Origin of the sequence: Rhizobium sp. IY2 (assembly GCF_047532935.1) — a bacterium.
Classification (GTDB): Bacteria; Pseudomonadota; Alphaproteobacteria; order Rhizobiales; family Rhizobiaceae; genus Rhizobium; species Rhizobium anhuiense.
Map to the genome: position 1 here is coordinate 148,203 of NZ_JBLKNU010000004.1, position 20,932 is coordinate 169,134.

Annotated in this window: 13 protein-coding genes; 12 read left to right on the forward strand and 1 reads right to left on the reverse strand. The window is 61.3% G+C overall.

Annotated features, from left to right (window positions below; genetic code table 11):
- Window positions 1–70 precede the first annotated feature (70 nt).
- Window positions 71–568, reverse strand: a complete 498-nt coding sequence (locus ACMUVN_RS16520; RefSeq protein WP_028757739.1) for a DUF1993 family protein — start codon at window positions 566–568, stop codon at window positions 71–73.
- A gap of 372 nt (window positions 569–940) precedes the next feature.
- On the opposite strand from ACMUVN_RS16520, the gene ACMUVN_RS16525 reads away from it, so the two are divergent.
- The 12 genes from ACMUVN_RS16525 (at window position 941) to ACMUVN_RS16580 (ending at window position 20,887) form a co-directional block, all read left to right on the forward strand.
- Window positions 941–1,870 (forward strand): sugar ABC transporter substrate-binding protein, encoded by a 930-nt coding sequence (locus ACMUVN_RS16525; protein WP_127431130.1) that lies wholly within the window; start codon window positions 941–943, stop codon window positions 1,868–1,870.
- 69 nt (window positions 1,871–1,939) lie between these two features.
- On the forward strand, window positions 1,940–3,481 hold the full coding sequence (locus tag ACMUVN_RS16530; protein WP_028757414.1) for a sugar ABC transporter ATP-binding protein: 1,542 nt from the start codon (window positions 1,940–1,942) through the stop codon (window positions 3,479–3,481).
- A gap of 34 nt (window positions 3,482–3,515) precedes the next feature.
- Entirely contained in the window at window positions 3,516–4,541 is a 1,026-nt protein-coding gene (locus tag ACMUVN_RS16535; RefSeq protein ID WP_028757415.1) for an ABC transporter permease, read from the forward strand.
- Window positions 4,542–4,783: 242 nt separating this feature from the next.
- Window positions 4,784–5,842, forward strand: coding sequence for a dipeptidase (locus ACMUVN_RS16540; protein WP_028757416.1), 1,059 nt, complete (start codon window positions 4,784–4,786; stop codon window positions 5,840–5,842).
- Window positions 5,843–5,880: 38 nt separating this feature from the next.
- A complete protein-coding gene (locus ACMUVN_RS16545) occupies window positions 5,881–7,524 on the forward strand; it encodes an ABC transporter substrate-binding protein (protein WP_414815299.1) in 1,644 nt (547 codons plus the stop codon).
- 19 nt (window positions 7,525–7,543) lie between these two features.
- Window positions 7,544–8,611 carry an ABC transporter permease gene (locus tag ACMUVN_RS16550; RefSeq protein ID WP_028757418.1) on the forward strand — a complete coding sequence of 356 codons (1,068 nt, stop codon included), beginning with the start codon at window positions 7,544–7,546 and terminating at the stop codon, window positions 8,609–8,611.
- On the forward strand, window positions 8,608–9,543 hold the full coding sequence (locus ACMUVN_RS16555; RefSeq protein WP_028757715.1) for an ABC transporter permease: 936 nt from the start codon (window positions 8,608–8,610) through the stop codon (window positions 9,541–9,543). The genes ACMUVN_RS16550 and ACMUVN_RS16555 overlap by 4 nt, the downstream gene beginning before the upstream one ends.
- Window positions 9,540–10,373: an ABC transporter ATP-binding protein gene (locus tag ACMUVN_RS16560; RefSeq protein ID WP_028757716.1), complete on the forward strand. Its 834-nt coding sequence runs from the start codon at window positions 9,540–9,542 to the stop codon at window positions 10,371–10,373. The genes ACMUVN_RS16555 and ACMUVN_RS16560 overlap by 4 nt, the downstream gene beginning before the upstream one ends.
- Window positions 10,370–11,119 (forward strand): ABC transporter ATP-binding protein, encoded by a 750-nt coding sequence (locus ACMUVN_RS16565; protein ID WP_063473848.1) that lies wholly within the window; start codon window positions 10,370–10,372, stop codon window positions 11,117–11,119. The genes ACMUVN_RS16560 and ACMUVN_RS16565 overlap by 4 nt, the downstream gene beginning before the upstream one ends.
- 162 nt (window positions 11,120–11,281) lie before the next feature.
- Window positions 11,282–11,470, forward strand: coding sequence for a hypothetical protein (locus ACMUVN_RS16570; protein ID WP_063473847.1), 189 nt, complete (start codon window positions 11,282–11,284; stop codon window positions 11,468–11,470).
- A 127-nt stretch (window positions 11,471–11,597) separates the two neighbouring features.
- Window positions 11,598–11,762 (forward strand): hypothetical protein, encoded by a 165-nt coding sequence (locus ACMUVN_RS16575; RefSeq protein WP_164735954.1) that lies wholly within the window; start codon window positions 11,598–11,600, stop codon window positions 11,760–11,762.
- 605 nt (window positions 11,763–12,367) lie between these two features.
- Complete coding sequence (locus tag ACMUVN_RS16580) at window positions 12,368–20,887, forward strand: GH36-type glycosyl hydrolase domain-containing protein (protein WP_414815300.1); 8,520 nt, start codon at window positions 12,368–12,370, stop codon at window positions 20,885–20,887.
- The last annotated feature ends 45 nt before the right edge of the window (window positions 20,888–20,932 follow it).

A 20,932-nucleotide genomic window follows, 5' to 3' on the forward strand; every position in this document is an offset into this window, starting at 1 on the left:
AATTCCCGGCACAAGCGTTTCACGCTTTGCCTGGCAAAACCGCTGCACATTTTTGCTGGAATTGCTTTGTTCAGCCGAGATAATCGCGCTTGCCGATTGGGGCGCCCTGGTTGCGCAGAATGGCGTGAGCCGTCGCAACGTGGAAATAGAAGTTCGGCAGGGCGAAGGTGGCGATATATTCGTCACCGGGCAGCACGATACCGCTCTTTCCCGGCAGGGTGATCTGGCGGGTTTCCGTGCCTTCCAGCGCTTGGGCCGAGAAGCCGGCGAGATAGGCTTCGGTTTTTGCCAGGCGCTCGCGCAGGGCATCGAGCGTCGTTTCGTTGTCTTCGAACTTCGGGGCGTCGGTCGCGGTCAGGCGGGCGAGCGCGAATTTGGCGGTGTCGCTGGCGCGCTGATATTGGCCGGAGAGCGGCAGCATGTCGGGCGCAAGTCGAGCGGCGACCAATATGGCGGGATCGATATTCTTTTCCCTGGCATAGGCTTCGGCCTTGTCGAGGTAGGTTTTCAGGCTGGCGATGCCGCGCTGGAACATCGGAACGGTGAGGCGGTAGATCGAAATGGACATGTGTCCTGTCTCCAAAATCTTCAAATGATTGGGCCGCGGCAAAAGATCAAAGATGCCTGCGGCTCTGGGCCTGTCTTCGACCTCGCATAGATGGATGCTCGCTTCGTCTTTCACAACGGCGGAAATGCAGGTGCTGGCCGTGAAGGCCCACGGCATTGCGCTTCATCCATATCCGGTCGCCGCTAAAGAGGCTTGACGCCGTTCCCAGAAAATGGAATGAATATTCCGCAGAGCGGATTTGACGGTTTGTTTGTTCCGTTTTGCAGAGCGCCGCGGGAGAGGTGGCGCGGGGAAGTTGCGGCTTCAGGGCAAATGCCTGGAGCTCCGGCGTGAGGAGGGTGCAGCCGGGCACCGCTTTGTGGAGGAAGTGAAATGAAAAAGTTTATCCTGGGCACTGCGATGGCGCTCGTCATGTCGACGGCGGCTCACGCAGAAACCGTCGGCGTCTCGATGGCGAAGTTCGACGATAATTTCCTGACGGTTCTGCGCAACGGCATGACCGATTATGCAAAGACACTCAGCGGTGTGACGCTGCAGGTCGAAGACGCGCAGAACGACGTGTCCAAGCAGCAGAGCCAGATCCAGAATTTCATCGCCTCCAAGGTCGATGCGATCATCGTCAACCCTGTCGATACCGATGCGACGACGGCGATGTCGAAGCTCGCGGCCGATGCCGGCATTCCGCTGGTTTACGTCAACCGTCAGCCGGTCAATGTCGACACGCTGCCGGAAAAGCAGGCTTTCGTCGCCTCCAACGAGCAGGAATCCGGCACGCTGGAAACCAAGGAAATCTGCCGCATTCTCGGCGGCAAGGGCAAGGCCGTGGTGATCATGGGCGAGCTCTCCAACCAGGCTGCGCGCATGCGCACCCAGGACATTCATGACGTCGTCAAGACGGATGAATGCAAGGGGCTGGAGATCGTCGAAGAGCAGACGGCCAACTGGGACCGCACCCAGGGCGCCGACCTGATGACCAACTGGCTCTCCAGCGGCATCGAATTCGACGCCGTCATCTCCAACAATGACGAAATGGCGATCGGCGCCATCCAGGCGCTGAAGGCAGCCGGCAAGGATATGACCAAGGTCGTCGTCGGCGGCGTCGACGCCACCCAGGACGCGCTTGCCGCCATGCAGGCGGGTGATCTTGACGTCACCGTGTTCCAGGATGCCGCCGGCCAGGGCAAGGGCTCGCTCGACGCGGCGCTGAAGCTTGCCAAGGGCGAAAAGGTCGACAAGAAGGTCTATATTCCCTTCCAGCTCGTCACGCCTGAGAACGTCAAGGACTTCGTCACCAAGAACTGAGGCGAATGCCAAGCAGGATGCGGGCCTTGCCCGCATCCTTTCCGCCTGTCCGTATCCGGAGGAGATGATATGGCCGTCAGCCCGACAACCATGGCCGCCGTGCGCGCCAGTGGTGCAGTTCCGAATGCGGAATATCTCTTGAGCGCCGAGGGCGTTCGCAAGGAATTTCCGGGTGTCGTCGCGCTCGACGACGTGCAGTTCCGGCTGAAGCGCGCCTCGGTGCATGCGCTGATGGGCGAAAACGGCGCCGGCAAATCGACACTGATGAAGATCCTCGCCGGCATTTATATCCCCGACAAAGGCGATATCCGCCTGAAAGGGGTCGAGATCCGGCTGAAATCTCCGCTCGATGCGCTGGAGAACGGGATTGCCATGATCCATCAGGAACTGAACCTGATGCCGTTCATGACGGTCGCGGAAAATATCTGGATTCGTCGCGAACCGAAAAACCGCTTGGGTTTCATCGATCACGGCCTCATGCATCGCATGACCGAGGAGCTGTTTGCCCGGCTCAATATCGAGATTGATCCTGATATCGAGGTCCGGCACCTGTCGGTCGCCAACCGGCAGATGGTCGAGATCGCCAAGGCGGTTTCCTATAAGTCCGACGTGCTGATCATGGACGAGCCGACGTCGGCGCTGACGGAGCGCGAGGTCGAGCATCTTTTCCGTATTATCCGCGACCTCAGGGCCCAGGGCATCGGCATCGTCTACATCACCCACAAGATGAACGAGCTTTTCGAGATCGCCGATGAGTTCTCCGTCTTCCGCGACGGCCGATATATCGGCACGCATGCCTCGACCGACGTCACCCGCGACGACATCATCCGCATGATGGTCGGGCGCGAGATCACCCAGATGTTTCCCAAGGAAGAGGTGCCGATCGGCGAGGTCGTGCTCTCCGTCAAGGATCTCTGTCTCAAGGGGGTCTTCCACGACGTTTCCTTCGATGTCAGAGCCGGCGAGATCCTCGGCGTGGCGGGCCTTGTCGGTTCCGGCCGATCGAATGTTGCCGAAACGCTGTTTGGCGTGACGCCGGCAAGCTCCGGCTCGATCGAACTCCACGGCAAGCCGGTGACGATTTCTTCTCCGACCGAGGCCATCCGTCACCAGATGGCGTTCCTGACCGAGGACCGGAAAGATACCGGCTGCCTGCTGATCCTCGATATTCTCGAGAATATGCAGATCGCCGTTCTGCAGGACAGATACGTCAAGCGCGGCTTCGTGCAGCAGGGCGCTATCGAGGCAACCTGTGAAGACATGGCAAAGAAACTGCGCGTGAAAACGCCCAATCTTTACGAGCGGGTGGAAAATCTTTCGGGCGGCAACCAGCAGAAGGTGCTGATCGGACGCTGGCTGCTCACCAATCCGCGCATCCTTATCCTCGACGAGCCGACGCGCGGCATCGATGTCGGCGCCAAGGCGGAAATCCACCGGCTGGTCGTGGAGATGGCGCGCAACGGCGTGGCGGTGGTGATGATCTCGTCCGAGATGCCTGAGGTTCTCGGCATGAGCGACCGCATCATGGTCATGCATGAGGGACGCGTGACCGGTTTCCTCAATCGCGACGAAGCAACGCAGATCAAGGTGATGGAACTGGCTGCGCAGTGATGCGTCACCGGCAATCGCCCAAGGGAGGTTTGACATGACTACCAAGGCAGCAGAGGGCGGAGCCCCGCTCGCAACCCGGCAAAGGCGGCGGCGCATACCGACCGAGCTCAGCATTTTCCTCGTGCTCGTCGGCATCGCGCTCATCTACGAGGTGCTCGGCTGGATGTTCATCGGCCAAAGCTTCCTGATGAATTCGCAGCGCCTGACGATCATGATCCTTCAGGTCTCCGTCATCGGCATCATCGCCGTCGGCGTCACGCAGGTCATCATCACCGGCGGCATCGACCTTTCGTCGGGCTCTGTCGTCGGCATGACGGCGATGATTGCAACAAGCTTCGCCCAGTCGTCGACCTGGGGACGGGCCGTCTTTCCGTCGCTGACCGACCTGCCGGCTTTCGTGCCGATCATAATCGGCCTGCTGATCGGAGCGGCAGCCGGTCTGGCGAACGGCGCACTCATCGCCTATACGAAGATCCCGCCGTTCATTGCAACGCTTGGCATGTTCGTTTCGGCCAGAGGTGTCGCCAAGTGGTATACGAAGGGACAGCCGGTTTCCGGGATCACCGAACAGTTTCATTTCATCGGAACGAAAGCCTGGCCGGTTGTCGTCTTCCTGGTCGTTGCGCTGATCTTTCACATTGCGCTGCGCTATACCCGCTACGGAAAATTCACCTATGCGATCGGCGCGAACCCGCAGGCGGCACGCGTGTCCGGCATCAACATCGAGGCGCATCTCGTCAAGGTCTATGTGATTGCCGGATTGCTTGCCGGTCTCGCCGGGATCGTCACGGCGGCACGTGCTGAAACCGCACAGGCCAGCATGGGCGTCGGCTACGAACTCGACGCGATCGCCGCGACCGTCATCGGCGGCACCTCGCTGACCGGCGGCGTCGGGCGCATCACCGGCACCGTCATCGGCACCATCATCCTCGGCGTCATGACCTCCGGCTTCACCTTCCTCAGGATCGACGCCTATTACCAGGAGATCGTCAAGGGTCTCATCATCGTCGCGGCTGTCGTCATCGACGTCTACAGACAGAAGAAACGACGCAAGCACTGATCTCTCATGGTTTTTTACGGGGGCTTCGGCCCCCGTTCTGTTTTCCGCACCATGACGGATTTTAAAAAAAGGGGTGGCGAATCCCGTCAGCTTTTCTATTCTGCCGCTTCATTCGCCCTCTACGGCGCCGCGCGTCTGAAAAGACGCGCTACGGAGGCTGTAGCACTTTGAATGCTGCATAATTTGTCCTTAAATCGATTCCGATTTAAGGAATTATGCAGTAGGGCAGCGCAGGAAGACAGATGCAATTCGTATTTGACGGTCACAACGACGTTCTCCTTCGACTCTGGACACATTCAAAAGACGGCAGCGATCCGATCGCAGAATTCGCGGACGGCACGACGGTCGGCCATATCGATGCGCGTCGGGCCAGAGAGGGCGGTCTTTCCGGCGGTCTCTGTGCCATCTACATTCCCTCGGGCGATCTCGTCTTCGCCGATCCGGATGCCAACGGTCGCTATATCACGCCGATGGCCGCCCCCCTTGATCCGCTGCCTTCCCTTGCCATTGCCAATGAAATGGCGGCGATCGCGTTGCGGCTCGACCAGGCAGGCGCCTGGCGGCTCTGCCGGACGGTGAAAGACATCCGCGGCGCCATGGTGGACGACATTTTCGCCGCCGTCATGCATATGGAGGGCTGCGAGGCGATCGGCGCCGATCTCTCGGCACTCGAGGTATTCTACGCAGCGGGGCTGCGGTCGCTCGGGCCGGTCTGGAGCCGGCACAATGTCTTTGGTCACGGCGTGCCCTTCGCCTTCCCGATGTCGCCGGACACAGGCCCCGGCCTGACCGATGCCGGCTTCGCACTGGTCAGGGAATGCAATCGCCTCGGGATCCTGATCGACCTGGCCCATATCACCGAGAAGGGTTTCTGGGACGTGGCGAAGACGACGGACCAACCGCTGGTCGCCAGCCACTCCAATGCCCATGTGCTGACGCCGGTCGCACGAAACCTGACGGACAAGCAGCTCGATGCGATCCGCGAAAGCCGCGGGCTCGTCGGCATCAACTATGCGACCGCCATGCTGCGTGCCGACGGCCGCTCGGACAGCGATACGCCGCTTGCCGACATGATCCGCCATATCGACTATCTCGTGAACCGCATCGGCATCGAATGCGTGGCGCTCGGATCGGATTTCGACGGGGCCACCATTCCCGAGGAAATCGGTGATGCGGCTGGCAATCAGAAGCTGATTGCCGCTCTCAAAGAGGTTGGCTATGCTGATGCCGACCTCGCAAAACTTGCCCGTGAAAACTGGCTTCGCATTCTGGCCCAAGCTTGGCGGGAGGACCGCGCCTAAGCCTTTCCTAATCCAATCAAAAAACAGGGGAACAGATCATGATGATGACCAAACTCAGCCGCAATTTTCGCATGCTTTCCGCCGGAGCCGCGCTTTCGCTCCTGATGATGGCGGCACCCGCCGCCTTCGCCGAGACGCCGAAGGATACGCTGGTCGAAGGTTTTGCCATCGACGATATCATTACGATGGATCCGGGCGAGGCTTTCGAGCTTTCGACCGCCGAGATTACCAGCAACAGCTACAGCCTGCTCGTCCGTCTCGACATGGACGATACGTCGAAGGTGAAGGGCGATCTGGCCGAGAGCTGGAGCGTTTCCGATGACGGCCTCACCTATACGTTCAAGCTGAAGCCCGGCCTGAAATTCGCCTCGGGCAATCCGATCACCGCCGAAGACGTCGCCTATTCGTTCGAGCGCGCCGTCAAGCTCGACAAGAGCCCGGCCTTCATCCTCACCCAGTTCGGCCTCACCGGCGACAACGTCACGGAAAAGGCCAAGGCGGCTGATGCCGGCACCTTCGTCTTCACGGTCGACAAGGCCTATGCGCCGAGCTTCGTGCTGAACTGCCTGACGGCAACCGTCGCTTCCGTCGTCGACAAGAAGCTGGTGCTGGAACACGTGAAGGCGGTGACGCCGGATGCCGAGCACAAATACGACAATGATTTCGGCAATGAATGGCTGAAGACCGGCTATGCCGGCTCCGGCGCCTACAAGCTGCGCGAATGGCGTGCCAACGAAGTCGTCGTGCTGGAGCGCAACGACAATTATTACGGCGACAAGGCGAAGCTCAACCGCGTCATCTACCGCTACATGAAGGAAAGTTCTGCCCAGCGGCTGGCGCTCGAAGCCGGCGATATCGATATCGCCCGCAACCTCGAGCCGGGCGATATCGACGCCGTTTCGAAAAATGCCGATCTCGCGACGACAAGTGCGCCGAAGGGCACGATCTATTATGTCAGCCTGAACAACAAGAACGAGAACCTCAAGAAGCCGGAAGTCCAGGAAGCTTTCAAATATCTGGTCGATTACGATGCGATCGGCGCGACCTTGATCAAGGGTATCGGCGAAATCCACCAGACCTTCCTGCCGAAGGGCCAGCTCGGCGCGCTCGACGAGAATCCCTATAAGCTCGATGTCGCCAAAGCCAAGGAACTGCTCGCCAAGGCGGGCCTGCCCGACGGTTTCTCGGTCACCATGGATGTGCGCAACAACCAGCCGGTGACGGGTATCGCCGAATCCATGCAGCAGACGCTGGCGCAGGCCGGCGTGAAGATGGAAATCATCCCCGGGGACGGCAAGCAGACACTGACCAAATACCGCGCCCGCACCCATGACATGTATATCGGCCAGTGGGGTTCGGACTATTTCGATCCGAACTCCAATGCCGATACCTTCACCGGCAATCCCGACAATTCCGATGCCGGCACGGTGAAGACGCTCGCATGGCGCAACAGCTGGGAAGCGCCGGAACTCGACAAGCAAGCCAAGGCCGCACTTCTGGAACGCGACGCCGCCAAGCGTTCCGCCATATATCAGGATATCCAGAAGAAGTACCTGGCCAGCAGCCCCTTCGTCTTCATCTTCCAGCAGACCGAGGTGGCCGGTTACCGCAAGAGCCTGAAGGACTTCAAACTGGGTCCGAGCTTCGATACCAATTTCGTCGGTCCGATCGCCAAGGAATAATCCGGCAGGATTGAGGGGCTTGAGCACCGTCGAAACACCACAGGAGGCGCGGCCCCGAAGGGGCCGTGCCAGCGCCTTCGCAAAGGCGCTAGGGCGGTTCCTGTTTGCCGCTGTCACTACCTATTTCGGCCTGTTGGCCGTCACCTTCTTTATCGGCCGCGTCGTGCCGATCGATCCCGTGCTCGCCATCCTCGGCGACCGCGCGCCCAATCATGTCGTCGAGCGCGTACGCCAGGAAATGGGCTTCAATCTGCCGCTCTATCAGCAGTTCTTCATCTATATCAAAGGCATCCTATCCGGCGATTTCGGCAATTCGGTCCTGACGACCAATCCTGTCATGGTCGATATTCGCCGTGCATTTCCGGCGACGGTGGAGCTTGCAACGCTCGGAACGCTGATCGGCGCTTTCGTCGGCGTGCCGCTCGGCGTTCTCGCCGCGGTGCGCCGCGGCAGCATCGCCGACCAGGTCGTGCGGGTCATCGGCCTGATCGGTTATTCGGTGCCGATCTTCTGGCTGGCGCTGATTTCGCTCGTCATCTTCTACGCGCAACTGCGCTGGGTGGCCTTTCCCGGCCGCATCGACATCGTTTTCGAATACACCTTCACGCCGATCACCGGCTTCTATCTCCTGGACAGTGCCTGGCAAGGACAATGGGATGTCTTCTACGATGTCTTCCGCCACATCATCCTGCCGGCATCCCTGCTCGGTTATTTCTCGCTCGCCTATATCAGCCGCATGACGCGCAGCTTCATGCTGAACGAGCTTTCCCAGGAATATATCGTTGCCGCGCGCGCCAAGGGGCTTTCGGAAACGCGGGTGATCTGGGGCCATGCGCTGCGCAATGCCGCCGTGCCGCTCGTCACCGTGATTGCGCTTTCCTATGCCGGCCTGCTCGAAGGCTCGGTGCTGACCGAGACCGTCTTTTCCTGGCCGGGCATCGGACTCTACATCACCAATTCGCTGCAGAACGCCGACATGAACGCCGTGCTCGGCGGCACGATCGTCATCGGGACGGTCTTCATCGGCATCAACCTTCTGTCCGATCTTCTCTACCGGACGCTCGACCCGAGGACGCGAAACCGATGACGGCCTCCGCCAGCCCACCTCCTGCGATGAGCCGCCGCGACTGGCTGCTTTCCGACCGGCCGCAATCGCGCCTGCAGGCTCGCCTCGGCCGCGCCTATGTCACTTGGCGGCAGTTTACGGCAAACAGGCTCGCCGTCCTCGGCCTGCTGATCATCGTGGCGCTGCTTTTGACCGCCGCCTTTGCCGATGTCATCGCCACGCATAATCCCGTTGTCGGCGATCTGCGCAATGCCCGGCTGCTGCCGCCGGGAACCGGGGAATTCCTGCTCGGTTCGGACGACCAGGGCCGCGACATCTATTCACGGCTGATCTACGGATCGCGATTGACGCTGCTCGTCGTCGCGCTCGTCGCCATCATCTCGGCGCCGATCGGGCTGATCGTCGGCACGGTCTCCGGTTATGCCGGAGGCTGGGTGGATGCGACGCTGATGCGCATCACCGATATTTTCCTGGCCTTTCCGAAGCTGGTGCTGGCGCTCGCCTTTGTCGCAGCCCTCGGGCCTGGCATCCAGAACGCGATCATCGCCATTGCCATCACCTCCTGGCCGCCCTATGCCCGCATCGCGCGCGCCGAGACGCTGACGGTCCGGCGCTCCGACTATATTTCGGCGGTGAAGCTGATGGGCGCCTCGCCGCTTCGCATCATCGTGCGCCATGTCATGCCGCTCTGCATTTCCTCGCTGATCGTGCGCGTAACGCTCGACATGGCGGGTATCATCCTGACGGCGGCCGGTCTCGGTTTCCTCGGCCTGGGCGCACAGCCGCCGCTGCCGGAATGGGGGGCGATGATCGCCTCGGGACGGCGCTTCATCCTCGATCAATGGTGGGTTGCGGCGATGCCCGGCATCGCCATCCTCATCGTCAGCCTTGGCTTCAATCTCCTCGGCGACGGCCTGCGCGATGCGCTCGATCCGAAAGAGAGTGGCCAATGACGACACTTCTGACGGTTGATAAGCTCAAGGTCAGCTACCCCACGCGCACCGGCGTGATCGAGGCCGTGCGCGGCGTCTCCTTCACGCTCGGCAAGGAAAGGCTCGGCATTGTCGGCGAATCCGGTTCCGGCAAGTCGCAGACCGGACGGGCGATCATGGGTCTGACGCCGAAACACGGCGTCGTCACGGCCGAAAGGCTGAATTTCAGCGGCATCGATCTGATCAATGCCCCGGCCGGCGAAAGGCGCAGGCTGCGCGGCAAGCGCATCGCCATGATCCTGCAGGATCCGAAATATTCGCTCGATCCCGTCATGTCGATCGGGCGACAGATCTGCGAAACGCTGCGCACGCATGAGAAGGTCGGCAAGGCCGAGGCGCGCGAGCGCGCGCTCGCCATGCTGGAAGCGGTGCAGATCCGCGATCCCCAGCGTGTCTTCGACCTGCATCCGCACGAGGTGTCGGGCGGCATGGGACAGCGGGCGATGATCGCCATGATGCTGATTGCCGGGCCAGAATTGCTGATTGCCGACGAGCCGACCTCGGCGCTCGACGTGACGGTCCAGCTCGACGTGCTGAGGATCATGGACAGGCTGGTGTCCGAGCGTGGCATGGGGCTGATCTTCGTCTCCCATGATCTGAGGCTGGTTTCTTCCTTCTGCGACCGCGTCATCGTCATGTATGCCGGAAAGATCGTCGAGGAGCTCGCGGCCGCCGATCTCAAACATGCGCAACATCCCTATACGCAAGGCTTGCTGAATTGCATGCCCGAGATCGGCTCAAACCGTCACCCGCTGCCGGTGCTCGACCGCAGGCCGGAGTGGGCGGCATGAGCGCAGCTCTCCAAGTCGACGATCTCAGCGTCGTCTACGACCATTTTCATGCGCTGAAGGATGTCAGCATCGCCGTCGAAGGCGGCGAATCCTTCGGTCTCGTTGGCGAGTCCGGATCGGGAAAATCGACCTTGTTGCGGGCTGTTGCCGGACTTGCGCCGATCAGTGGCGGCGCGATCAACATCGATGGCGAAGTGCTGAAGGGTTCGAAACGCAGCAAGTCTTTCTATCGCCGCGTGCAAATGGTCTTCCAGGATCCTTATGGTTCTCTGCATCCGCGCCAGACGATCGACCGGCTTCTGCTCGAACCGCTCGCGATCCATGGCATCGACGACAGCGATAAGCGCATCGCCCGCGCACTCGACGAAGTCGGCCTCGGCAATGGTTTCCGGTTCCGCTATCCGCACCAGCTTTCCGGCGGCCAGCGGCAGCGCGTGGCGATCGCCCGGGCGCTGATCGTGGAACCGTCGATCCTGCTGCTCGACGAGCCGACATCGGCGCTCGACGCCTCGGTGCAGGCCGAAGTGCTGAACCTGCTGGAGCAGATCCGACGTGACCGCAAACTCACCTTCGTGATGGTGAGTCATGATCTCGGCGTCGTCACCCATATGTGTGAAAGGCTCGCGGTAATGCGCAACGGCGCCGTCGTCGAGCGGCTGAGCTCTCAGGAACTGGCGGGCGGCGCGGTTCACGAGGACTACACGCGAAATTTGATGATCGCGAGCAAGGGTTTCGTCAAAGCCTGAACGGCAATCTTTTCAAGCCCTTGAAAAGGAAGGATCGATAGCGGCGTTAAGGATAACGCTTTGCTAAAAGACGACCATTCAACTAGACTATTGACAGCTGCCTTGCTTCTGTCATGATCCTGTTAACGTTTGTTAGCTTTCGTGATCAATGGAGGTTGAAGCATGTTCTTTCTCGGTGGGATGACCATGGGCTACCTCGATCCTCCCGTGAAAACCGATCGCCAAGAACAGGCTTCGGTATCTCTTCCTGCGGAAAAGGACCGCCGGCTGATCGAGACTTCCTCCAACCTGCCCGAGAATGAGAGTGCCGTCGAGCGCTCCTGGATCTGGGCATGGCGCACGCTCTGCTAAAAAGGCTGGTTGAATTTTCTCTTCCTTTCGCTCTGGACGGAAATTTATCTCTACCTACTTGATAGAGAAAATAAGAATATAAGCGCGAGCCGCACAACCGGCCGCACGAGAACAACGGAGGCGACATATGGCAGATCTGGGTATTTCGCATGCTCACGTGAACCAATATGGTTCCGTACCGGCCAAGAAGCCGCTCACCACGCGTCACAGGCTTCAGGCGCTGCTCCATGGAGCGATCTTCACTGCGGCATTTCTGTTCGTCGTCGCCATGGTTTGCGGCGTCGTCGGCTAATCGGCGAATGGTAAGCGTTGGCAAGTGCCGGCGCTGCGGCGGTTTCCGCCCCTATTGAATTCCGAACATTTGATGTGTCTCGGCATTCTCCTGGCACTCGAATGTCAAAGGGAGAGTGGCCATGAGGGCATCTTATTGTGGTTGATCGGCATTCCGATCCCCATCATCATTCTTCTGTACTTTTTTCACGCATCTGAATACCGGCGACGGAGCGGCAAAGGACAAGGATCGAAAGCTGCCCCAAGCGCCGCCCCCCGGCACATGGTCTATCGATCCTGCCCTTTCCTTTTTCCGAAATCGAAGCTTTCGCATTGCCGCCAGACGAGCGCGCGGGCGGCGGCTGATGCCTCTTGGCTTGAATTATTCCGATAGTGTCCAAATTTTCGCCATGGCTTTCGCGGAGAGGATATCGATGGCCGCGATCAGCCGTCGGGCCACGCCCGGAACCGGGGCTTAGCCCGTTTGCCTCGCTTGGCCCAAGTCTCATTCGCCCCGGTTTCTTCGATCTTTGAAGAATAGGGCTCCGTTCATGTAGCAGTCATGATAAGCAGTGCAAAAGGCTGAGCAAAACAGCCATAACTTCGTTTGGATCCAGAACCGAACCCATGTCTATTTCACATCTTTCTCCGAGCCCTTCGCGCGAAACCGAGACGAAGCAGATCGATCACAACGATTCGATCCGTTCGACCTATCTTGCCATTGAGGACATCAAGGCGATGGGCGATGGGGTCGCCCGCAACGGCGTCGACAAGCTGCCGGCCTTTGCTCCCTTCGATTTTTTCGCGCGCCATAAGGAAAACGAGAAGGAAATCCTGCGCGTCTACCGGACCACGGCGACTGATGTCGAGGCCGGCGAGACGATCACGCCGGCGGCAGAATGGCTGCTGGACAATCACTATATCGTCGAAGAGGCGATCCAGGAGGTGCGGCGCGACTTCCCCCGCCGCTTCTATCGCGAATTGCCGACCATGGTCGTCGGCGGCGTCGAGGTACCGCGCACCCTCGTGCTTGCCTGGCTCTATGTCGCCCATACCCACAGCACGATCTCGCAGGAAAGCCTGACGGCGCTGGTCGATGGCTTCCAGGCCAGCGAGACGCTGAAGATCGGCGAACTCTGGGCGTTGCCTTCGCTGGTGCGTTACGTGCTCGTCGAAAACCTTCGCCGCATTTCCAGCCGTGTCGAAGCCAGCCGCCGCATGCGCCGCCGCGCCAATGAGGCGGCCGACGAATTGGTGCGCCTGACCGATCCGGCCGGAGCGGCCGCCTATCTGAAGACGCTGGAACCGCTTGCCGAGGACAATACATTCTCGACGCAGTTCCTCTATCGCCTGCGCGACGGCTCACAGACGTCGAGCCTGGCGATCACCTGGCTCGACGAGCGGCTGGAAGAACTCGGCCGCAACACCGAAGAGGCGACGACGGCCGAACATAGCCGCCTGTCTTCCGGCAACGTGACGATGGGCAACATCATCCGCAGCCTTCGCGAGATCGATGATGCCGAATGGTCGGTCTGGGTCGAGCAGGTCAGCCATGTCGACAAGCTGCTCTGGGAGCATTCGGATTACGGCATCCTCGATTCCGGCTCGCGCAACAAATATCGAAAACAGATCGAGAAGCTGGCGAAGCGCTCGCCGCTGACGGAAATGGAAATCGCCCAGCTGGCGCTCGACATGACCGATGCCGCCAAAGCTTCGGACGAGCCGCAGCCGCATGAACCGAATGTCGGTGGTTTCCTGTCGGGCGCGCAGCGGCCGAAGCTCGAGGCGCGGGCGAACTATCGCCCGACGATGATCCAGCATTTCGTGCGCGCCGTGCGCCAGTTCAACTGGCTGGCGATTGCCTTGCCGGTCATGCTGCTGACGATCATCGCCATGGCGATCGTCGGCAGGTTCATGGCCAATGCCGGCATGGGGGCGATCGAAATCGCCGTGCTGCTGATCATGTTCTCGGTACCGGCGTCAGAAGGGGCGACGGGTCTCTTCAACACTCTGCTTTCTTTCTTCGTGACGCCGGCGCGCCTTGTCGGTTACGAGTTCAAGGAAGGCATTCCGGAGGACGCGCGCACGCTGCTCGTCGTGCCCTGCCTGATCTCGAACCGCGACAGCGTCGACGACCACGTGCGCAATCTCGAGGTTCATTATCTCGCCAACCCGCGCGGCGAGATCTATTTCGCACTGCTCAGCGACTGGCCGGACAGCGAGGTCGAGGAAACGGCTGCCGATCTCGAGGTTCTCGATTATGCGCGGCGTGAGATCGCCAATCTTTCCGCCCGCTATGCCTATGACGGCAAGACGCGCTTCTATCTGCTGCATCGCCGCCGCCTCTACAATCCTTCGGAAGGCGTGTGGATGGGCTGGGAGCGCAAGCGCGGCAAGCTGCACGAACTGAACATGTTGCTGCGCGGCGACCGCGACACGACCTATCTGCCGGGCGCCAATGCGGTGCCGGCCAACGTGCAGTATGTCATGACGCTCGATGCCGATACGCGCCTGATGCGCGATGCCGTCACCAAGCTCGTCGGCAAGCTCTATCACCCGATCAACCGCCCGGTCATCAATCCGAAAACCGGCCGTGTCGAAAGCGGCTACGGCGTCTTGCAGCCGCGTGTCACCCCGTCGCTGACGACGGGCAAGGACGCCTCGGTCTTCCAGCGCGTCTTTTCGATCAATCGCGGCCTCGATCCTTATGTCTTCACCGTTTCCGACGTCTATCAGGATCTCGCCGGCGAAGGCACTTTCACCGGCAAGGGGCTTTATCATGTCGACGCTTTCGAAGCCTCTCTGAAGGGCCGGATCGACGAGAATTCCGTGCTCAGCCACGACCTCCTCGAAGGCTCGATGGCGCGCTGCGCGCTCGTCACCGATCTCGAACTGGTTGAGGATTTCCCGATCCGCTACGAAGTGGAAACCTCGCGCCAGCATCGCTGGGCGCGCGGCGACTGGCAGCTTCTGCCCTACATGTTCAATCCGAAATACGGCGTCACGGCTCTCGGCCGCTGGAAGATGTTCGACAATCTGCGCCGCTCGCTGACGCCGATCGCCTGGTTCTTCGCCTCCGTGCTCGGCTGGTATTTCATGGGCCCGCTCGGCGCACTCATCTGGCAGATTCTGCTGATCTTCTGCCTTTTCGTCGCACCGACGCTGTCGCTCATCAACGGCATCATCCCGCGCACCAGCGATATCATCGCCCGCGCCCATCTCTATACGGTCTGGTCCGATATCACGGCGGCCAATGCACAAGTTGCGCTGCGCATCGTCTTCATCGCCGACTCGGCCTGCATGATGGCGGATGCGATCGGCCGTTCGCTCTACCGCCTGTTCGTCAGCCGCAAGCTGATGCTGCAGTGGCGCACCGCCGCCAGCGTCCAGGCCGGCGGCCAGGGGACGCTGATCTCCTATTACAAGGCGATGTGGCATGCGCCGGTGCTGGCGCTGCTGGCGCTCGGTTTCGCAGCCCTTCCCGGCGATAACGCCTTCCTCGTCGGCATTCCCTTCGCCCTGCTGTGGGTCCTGTCGCCTGTTGTTGCCTGGTATGTCAGCCAGTCGGCGGAGACCGAAGACCGGCTCGAAGTCGCCGATTCCGTGTCGAGCGAACTGCGCAAGATCGCCCGGCGCACCTGGCGGTATTTCGAGACCTTCACGACGGCCGAGCAGAACTATCTGCCGCCTGATAATATCCAGGAAACGCCGCATGTGATCGTCGCGGCGCGCACCTCGCCGACCAATATCGGCGTCTATCTGCTCTCCGTCGTTTCCGGCCGGCATTTCGGCTGGTTCTCCTTCGAGGAGACGCTCGAGCGGCTGGAGCAGACGATCGCGACGATCGACAGGATGGAGAAATTCCGCGGCCATCTGTTCAACTGGTATCACACCGATACGCTGCAGACGCTTGGGCCTCGTTACGTCTCGGCCGTCGACAGCGGCAATCTCGCCGGCCATCTGATCGCCATTTCATCGGCCTGCCGCAACTGGGCCGAGGCGCCGTCGGCGCATATGCAGGGCAATCTCGACGGCGTCGGCGACACCGCCGGCATTCTCGGCGAAGTGCTGGCGGACCTGCCCGATGACCGCAAGACCGTGCGCCCGCTGCGCCGGCGCCTGGAGGAGCGCATCGTCGGCTTCCAGAACGCGCTTGCCGCGGTCAAACGCGAGCATGAATTCGCCTCGATCCGCATCATCAACCTCGCCGTTCTCGCGCGCGACATTGAGAAGCTTGCCGCTAATCTCGACCATGAGGTCAAGTCGAAGCAGAGCGAAGAAGTCACCCAATGGGCGGCATCGCTGGTAAAGGTCTGCGAGGCGCATATTTCCGACAGCACCTTCGACCTTTCCAAGGTCGATGCGCTGCGGCCGCGCCTGGTGGCGCTGCGCGACAAGGCCCGCGATCTGGCTTTCTCGATGGATTTCGGCTTCCTGTTCCGGCCGGAACGGCGCCTGCTGTCGATCGGCTACCGCGTCGAAAGCGGCGAGCTCGACCAGGCGTGTTACGACCTTCTTGCCTCGGAATGCCGCCTGACCAGCCTCTTCGGCATCGCCAAGGGCGACCTGCCGACCGAACACTGGTATCGCCTCGGCCGCCAGGTCGTGCCTGTGGGGTCACGCGGCGCGCTGGTCTCCTGGTCCGGCTCGATGTTCGAATATCTGATGCCGCCGCTCGTCATGCAGGAGCGTGGCGGAGGCATTCTCAACCAGACCAACAATCTGGTCGTCGTCGAGCAGATGAATTACGCCCGCAAGCTCGGCATTCCGTGGGGCATTTCGGAGGCGGCCTTCAATGCCCGCGACCATAACCTCAATTATCAGTACACGAATTTCGGCGTACCGACGCTCGGCCTGAAGCGCGGCCTTGGCCACAATGCCGTCATCGCGCCTTACGCATCGCTGCTCGCCAGCCAGTACGACCCGCCGGGCGCGCTCGAAAACCTGCAGAGGCTGCGCAAGGTCGGCGCGCTCGGCAAGTTCGGCTTTCACGACGCCGTCGACTTCACGCCGACGCGTGTGCCGGAAGGCAAGAAATGCGCGGTGGTCTACAATTATTATGCCCACCATCACGGCATGTCGATCGCGGCCGTCGCCAACGTCGCCTTCAACGGTCATCTGCGCGAGCTCTTCCACTCCGATCCGGTCATCGAGGCGGCCGAGCTGCTGCTGCAGGAAAAGGCGCCGCGCGACATCCCGGTCATGAGCGGCAAACACGAATCCGACACGCCGGCCAGCATCCAGGACGATCTCCTGCGACCGGAGCTCCGGAAGATCAACGATCCGGCTTCGCGCGACCGCGAACTCGTATTCCTGTCGAACGGTCATTATTCGCTGATGCTGACGGCGACGGGTGCTGGTTATTCACGCTGGAACGGCCTTTCCGTATCCCGCTGGAAAGCCGATCCGACCGAAGACCGCTGGGGCAGCTTCATCTTCCTGCGCGATACCGCCACCAGCGAATGGTGGTCGGCGACGGCTGAGCCGAAGGGTGTCGAAGGCGAGAAGATCAAGGTCGAATTCGCCGACGAGAAGGCACAGTTCACCAAGACGGTCGGTGACCTCACCAGCGAAGTGGAGTGCATCATTGCGACCGAGCATGATGCCGAGGCTCGCCGCGTCACCTTGCTCAACATGGGCACGGAAGACCGCTTCATCGAAGTCACCTCCTATCTCGAACCGGTGATCACCTCCGATGATACCGACAATGCGCATCCGGCATTCGCCCGCATGTTCGTCAAGACCGAGATCGGCAAGCGCGGCGACGTCATCCGTGCCGAACGCAACAAGCGCGACCCGAACGAGCCGAACATCAGCATCGCCCATCTGATCGTCGACAATGCCGGCGACACCCGCCATACCGAATTCGAGACCGACCGCCGCAAGTTCATCGGCCGTGGCCGCAGTCTTGCCGATGCGGCGGCCTTCGATCCGGGCGCGACACTTTCGGGCAGCGACGGCTTCATGCTGGATCCCGTCATGTCGCTGCGTCGCACCGTCCGCGTGCCGGCCGGCAAGAAAGTCAGCGTGATCTTCTGGACGATCGCGGCGCCCGGCCGCGACGAAGTCGACAAGGCGGTCAATCGCTATCGCCATCCCGACGCCTTCAACCACGAGCTCGTCCAGGCCTGGACGCGCACGCAGGTGCAGATGCGCCATGTCGGCGTCACCTCGCAGCAGGCGGCGGCCTTCCAGCATCTCGGACGCTACCTTGTCTATCCCGACATGCAGTTGCGCAAGGACGAGGCGACCGTCGAGGCCGGCCTGCAGTCGCAATCGGCGCTCTGGCCGCTGGCGATCTCCGGCGACTTCCCGATTTTCACGCTGCGCATCAACGACGACATGGATCTCGATATCGCCCGCGAGGCGCTGCTGGCGCAGGAATATCTACGCTCGCGCGGCGTCACCGCCGATCTCGTCATCATGAACGAACGCGCCTCTTCCTATGCGCAGGACATGCAACATGCGCTCGACGCCATGTGCGAGAACGTCCGTCGCATGGGCCAGGCCGACGGCTTGCGCCAGCATATCTTTGCGGTGCGCAAGGACCTGATGGAGGAGAGCACCTATCATGCGTTGATCGCGGCCTCCCGCGTCACGCTGCATACCAAGAACGGCAAGGTGGTCGACCAGATCAACCGCGCCGTGGCGCTGTTTGCACCCTCCAAGGAGGAGCTGCAGGAGATGGAACGAGCCGAGCGCAACAAGGCCCCCGTCAAGCGTGTCGTGCCGGTACCGCCGCCCGTCGTGCCCGCCGTCGTCATCGAGGAGGAAGGCGATCTCGACTTCTGGAACGGCATCGGCGGCTTTGCCCGCGACGGACGCGAATATGTCGTTCGGCTGCCTGGCGGTCATGCAACGCCGCAGCCCTGGATCAACGTCATCTCCAATGACAGGTTCGGCTTCCACGTGTCGGCGGAGGGCTCCGGCTTTACCTGGAGCGCCAATTCGCGCGACTACCAGCTGACCTCCTGGTCGAACGATGCCGTGGTCAACCGTTCGGGTGAGGCCTTCTATCTCACCGATCTCCACAGCGGTGCCGTCATGACGCCGTTCGCTGCGCTTTCCCGCCGGCCGGACATTCGTTTCGAAGCCCGCCACGGGCTCGGCTATTCCGTCTTCTCCAGTGTCCAGCACGATATCGCGCTCGAACTGACGCAGACGGTCGACCGCGAAAGGCCGGTGAAACTGCAGCGCCTGCGCCTGCGCAACACCGGTTCGGCCAGCCGCAAGCTGCGCCTCTACGGTTATGTCGAATGGATCCTCGGCAGCAATCCGGCACGCACGGTGCCTTTCATCCTGTCGCGCCATGACGAGGAGACGGGGGCGCTGTTTGCCACCAATCCCTACAGCATCGATTTTTCCAACCGAACCGCCTTCTTCGCGGCGAGTGAGACGGTTTCTAGTTTCTCGGCAAGCCGGCGCGAATTCATCGGCAAGGCGGGGACGATCCAGGCGCCGCAGGCCGTCATCTCGGCCGCCGCCCTTTCCGGCGGCACCGAACTCGATGGCGATCCGGCCGCGGCTCTTGCGATCGACATCGAACTTGGCGCCGGCGAGGAGCGTGATTTCACCTTCTTCCTCGGCGACACGCCGACGGAAGAAGAGGCGCGCACTGTCATTGCCGATATCCGCAAGGTTTCGTTCGACGACGCCGTCGAGGCTAACCGCGCCTTCTGGCGGGACTTCACCGGCAGACTGCAGATATCGACGCCGGATCGCGGGATGAACAATCTGGTCAACACCTGGCTGCCTTATCAGAGCCTCGGCTGCCGCATCATGGCCCGCACCGCCTTCTACCAAGCAAGCGGCGCCTTCGGCTTCCGCGACCAGTTGCAGGATACGCTCGCCTTCGTGCTGCACGAACCCTCGCTTGCCCGCCGGCAGATCCTGAATGCCGCTTCGCGCCAGTTCCGCGAAGGCGACGTGCAGCATTGGTGGCTGCCGGGAACGGGTGCGGGCGTGCGCACGCTGATCTCGGACGACGTCGTCTGGCTGAGTTATGCGATCCATCACTATTGCAGCGTCACCGGCGACAAGAACGTGCTCGACGAGGAGATCGCCTTCCTGGAAGGGCCGGCACTGCTCGAAGGCCAGCACGACTCCTTCTACAAGCCGGAGATTTCCGAGGACAAGGCGAGCGTCTACGAACATGCGGCGCTGGCTCTTGATCTCGCCATCACCCGCAAGGGGACCAACGGCCTGCCGCTGTTCCTCGGCGGCGACTGGAACGACGGCATGAACCGCGTCGGCATTGGCGGGCGCGGCACCAGCGTCTGGCTCGGCTGGTTCCTGGCGGGTGCATTGCGCTCCTTCATTCCCTATGCCGAAGAGCGCGGCGACAGCGCTCGCATGGAGCGCTGGTCGGCGCATCTCATCGAACTGAAGAAGGCGCTCGAAACTGCGGCCTGGGATGGCGGCTACTATCGCCGCGGCACCTTCGACGACGGTGCGCTGCTCGGCTCCAAGGAAAGCCCCGAATGCCGGATCGATTCGATCGCGCAGTCCTGGAGCGTACTCTCGGGCGAGGGCGATCCGGTCCGCGCCGTCACGGCGATGGAGGCCGTGCTCGACCAACTGGTCGACGAGGACGCCCGGATCATCCGGCTGTTCACGCCGCCTTTCGTCAATTCCGCCAGGGATCCCGGCTATATCAAGGCCTATCCGCCGGGTGTGCGCGAAAATGGCGGGCAATATACCCATGCCTCGACCTGGGTGGTGATGGCGCTGGCGCAGCTGAAGCGGGGTGACGATGCCTTCCGCTGCTTCCAGATCCTCAACCCGATCACCCATGCGCTCGACAAGGCTTCAGCGGAGCAATACCGCGTCGAGCCCTATGTCGTGGCCGCCGACGTCTATGGCCATGAGCCCTATACGTCACGCGGCGGCTGGACCTGGTATACCGGGTCGGCCGGCTGGCTCTACCGCGCCGCCGTCGAGGGCATCCTCGGCATCCGGCTCAAGGACGGCCGGCTCTACGTGCGTCCGTCGCTCCCGTCCGAATGGGACGGTTTTGCGGCAGAGGTGGAGCAAGGCGGCGGCAAATACCGCATTTCGGTCTCAAAAGCGTCCAATGATCGCGGCTACACTCTGTCGATCAACGGCTGCGAAGTCACCGATCCCGAAGAGGGATATCCGCTCGGATAACAGCGTTCTCCACGCTGAAAAACACGGCGATTCGCGACGGCCAAA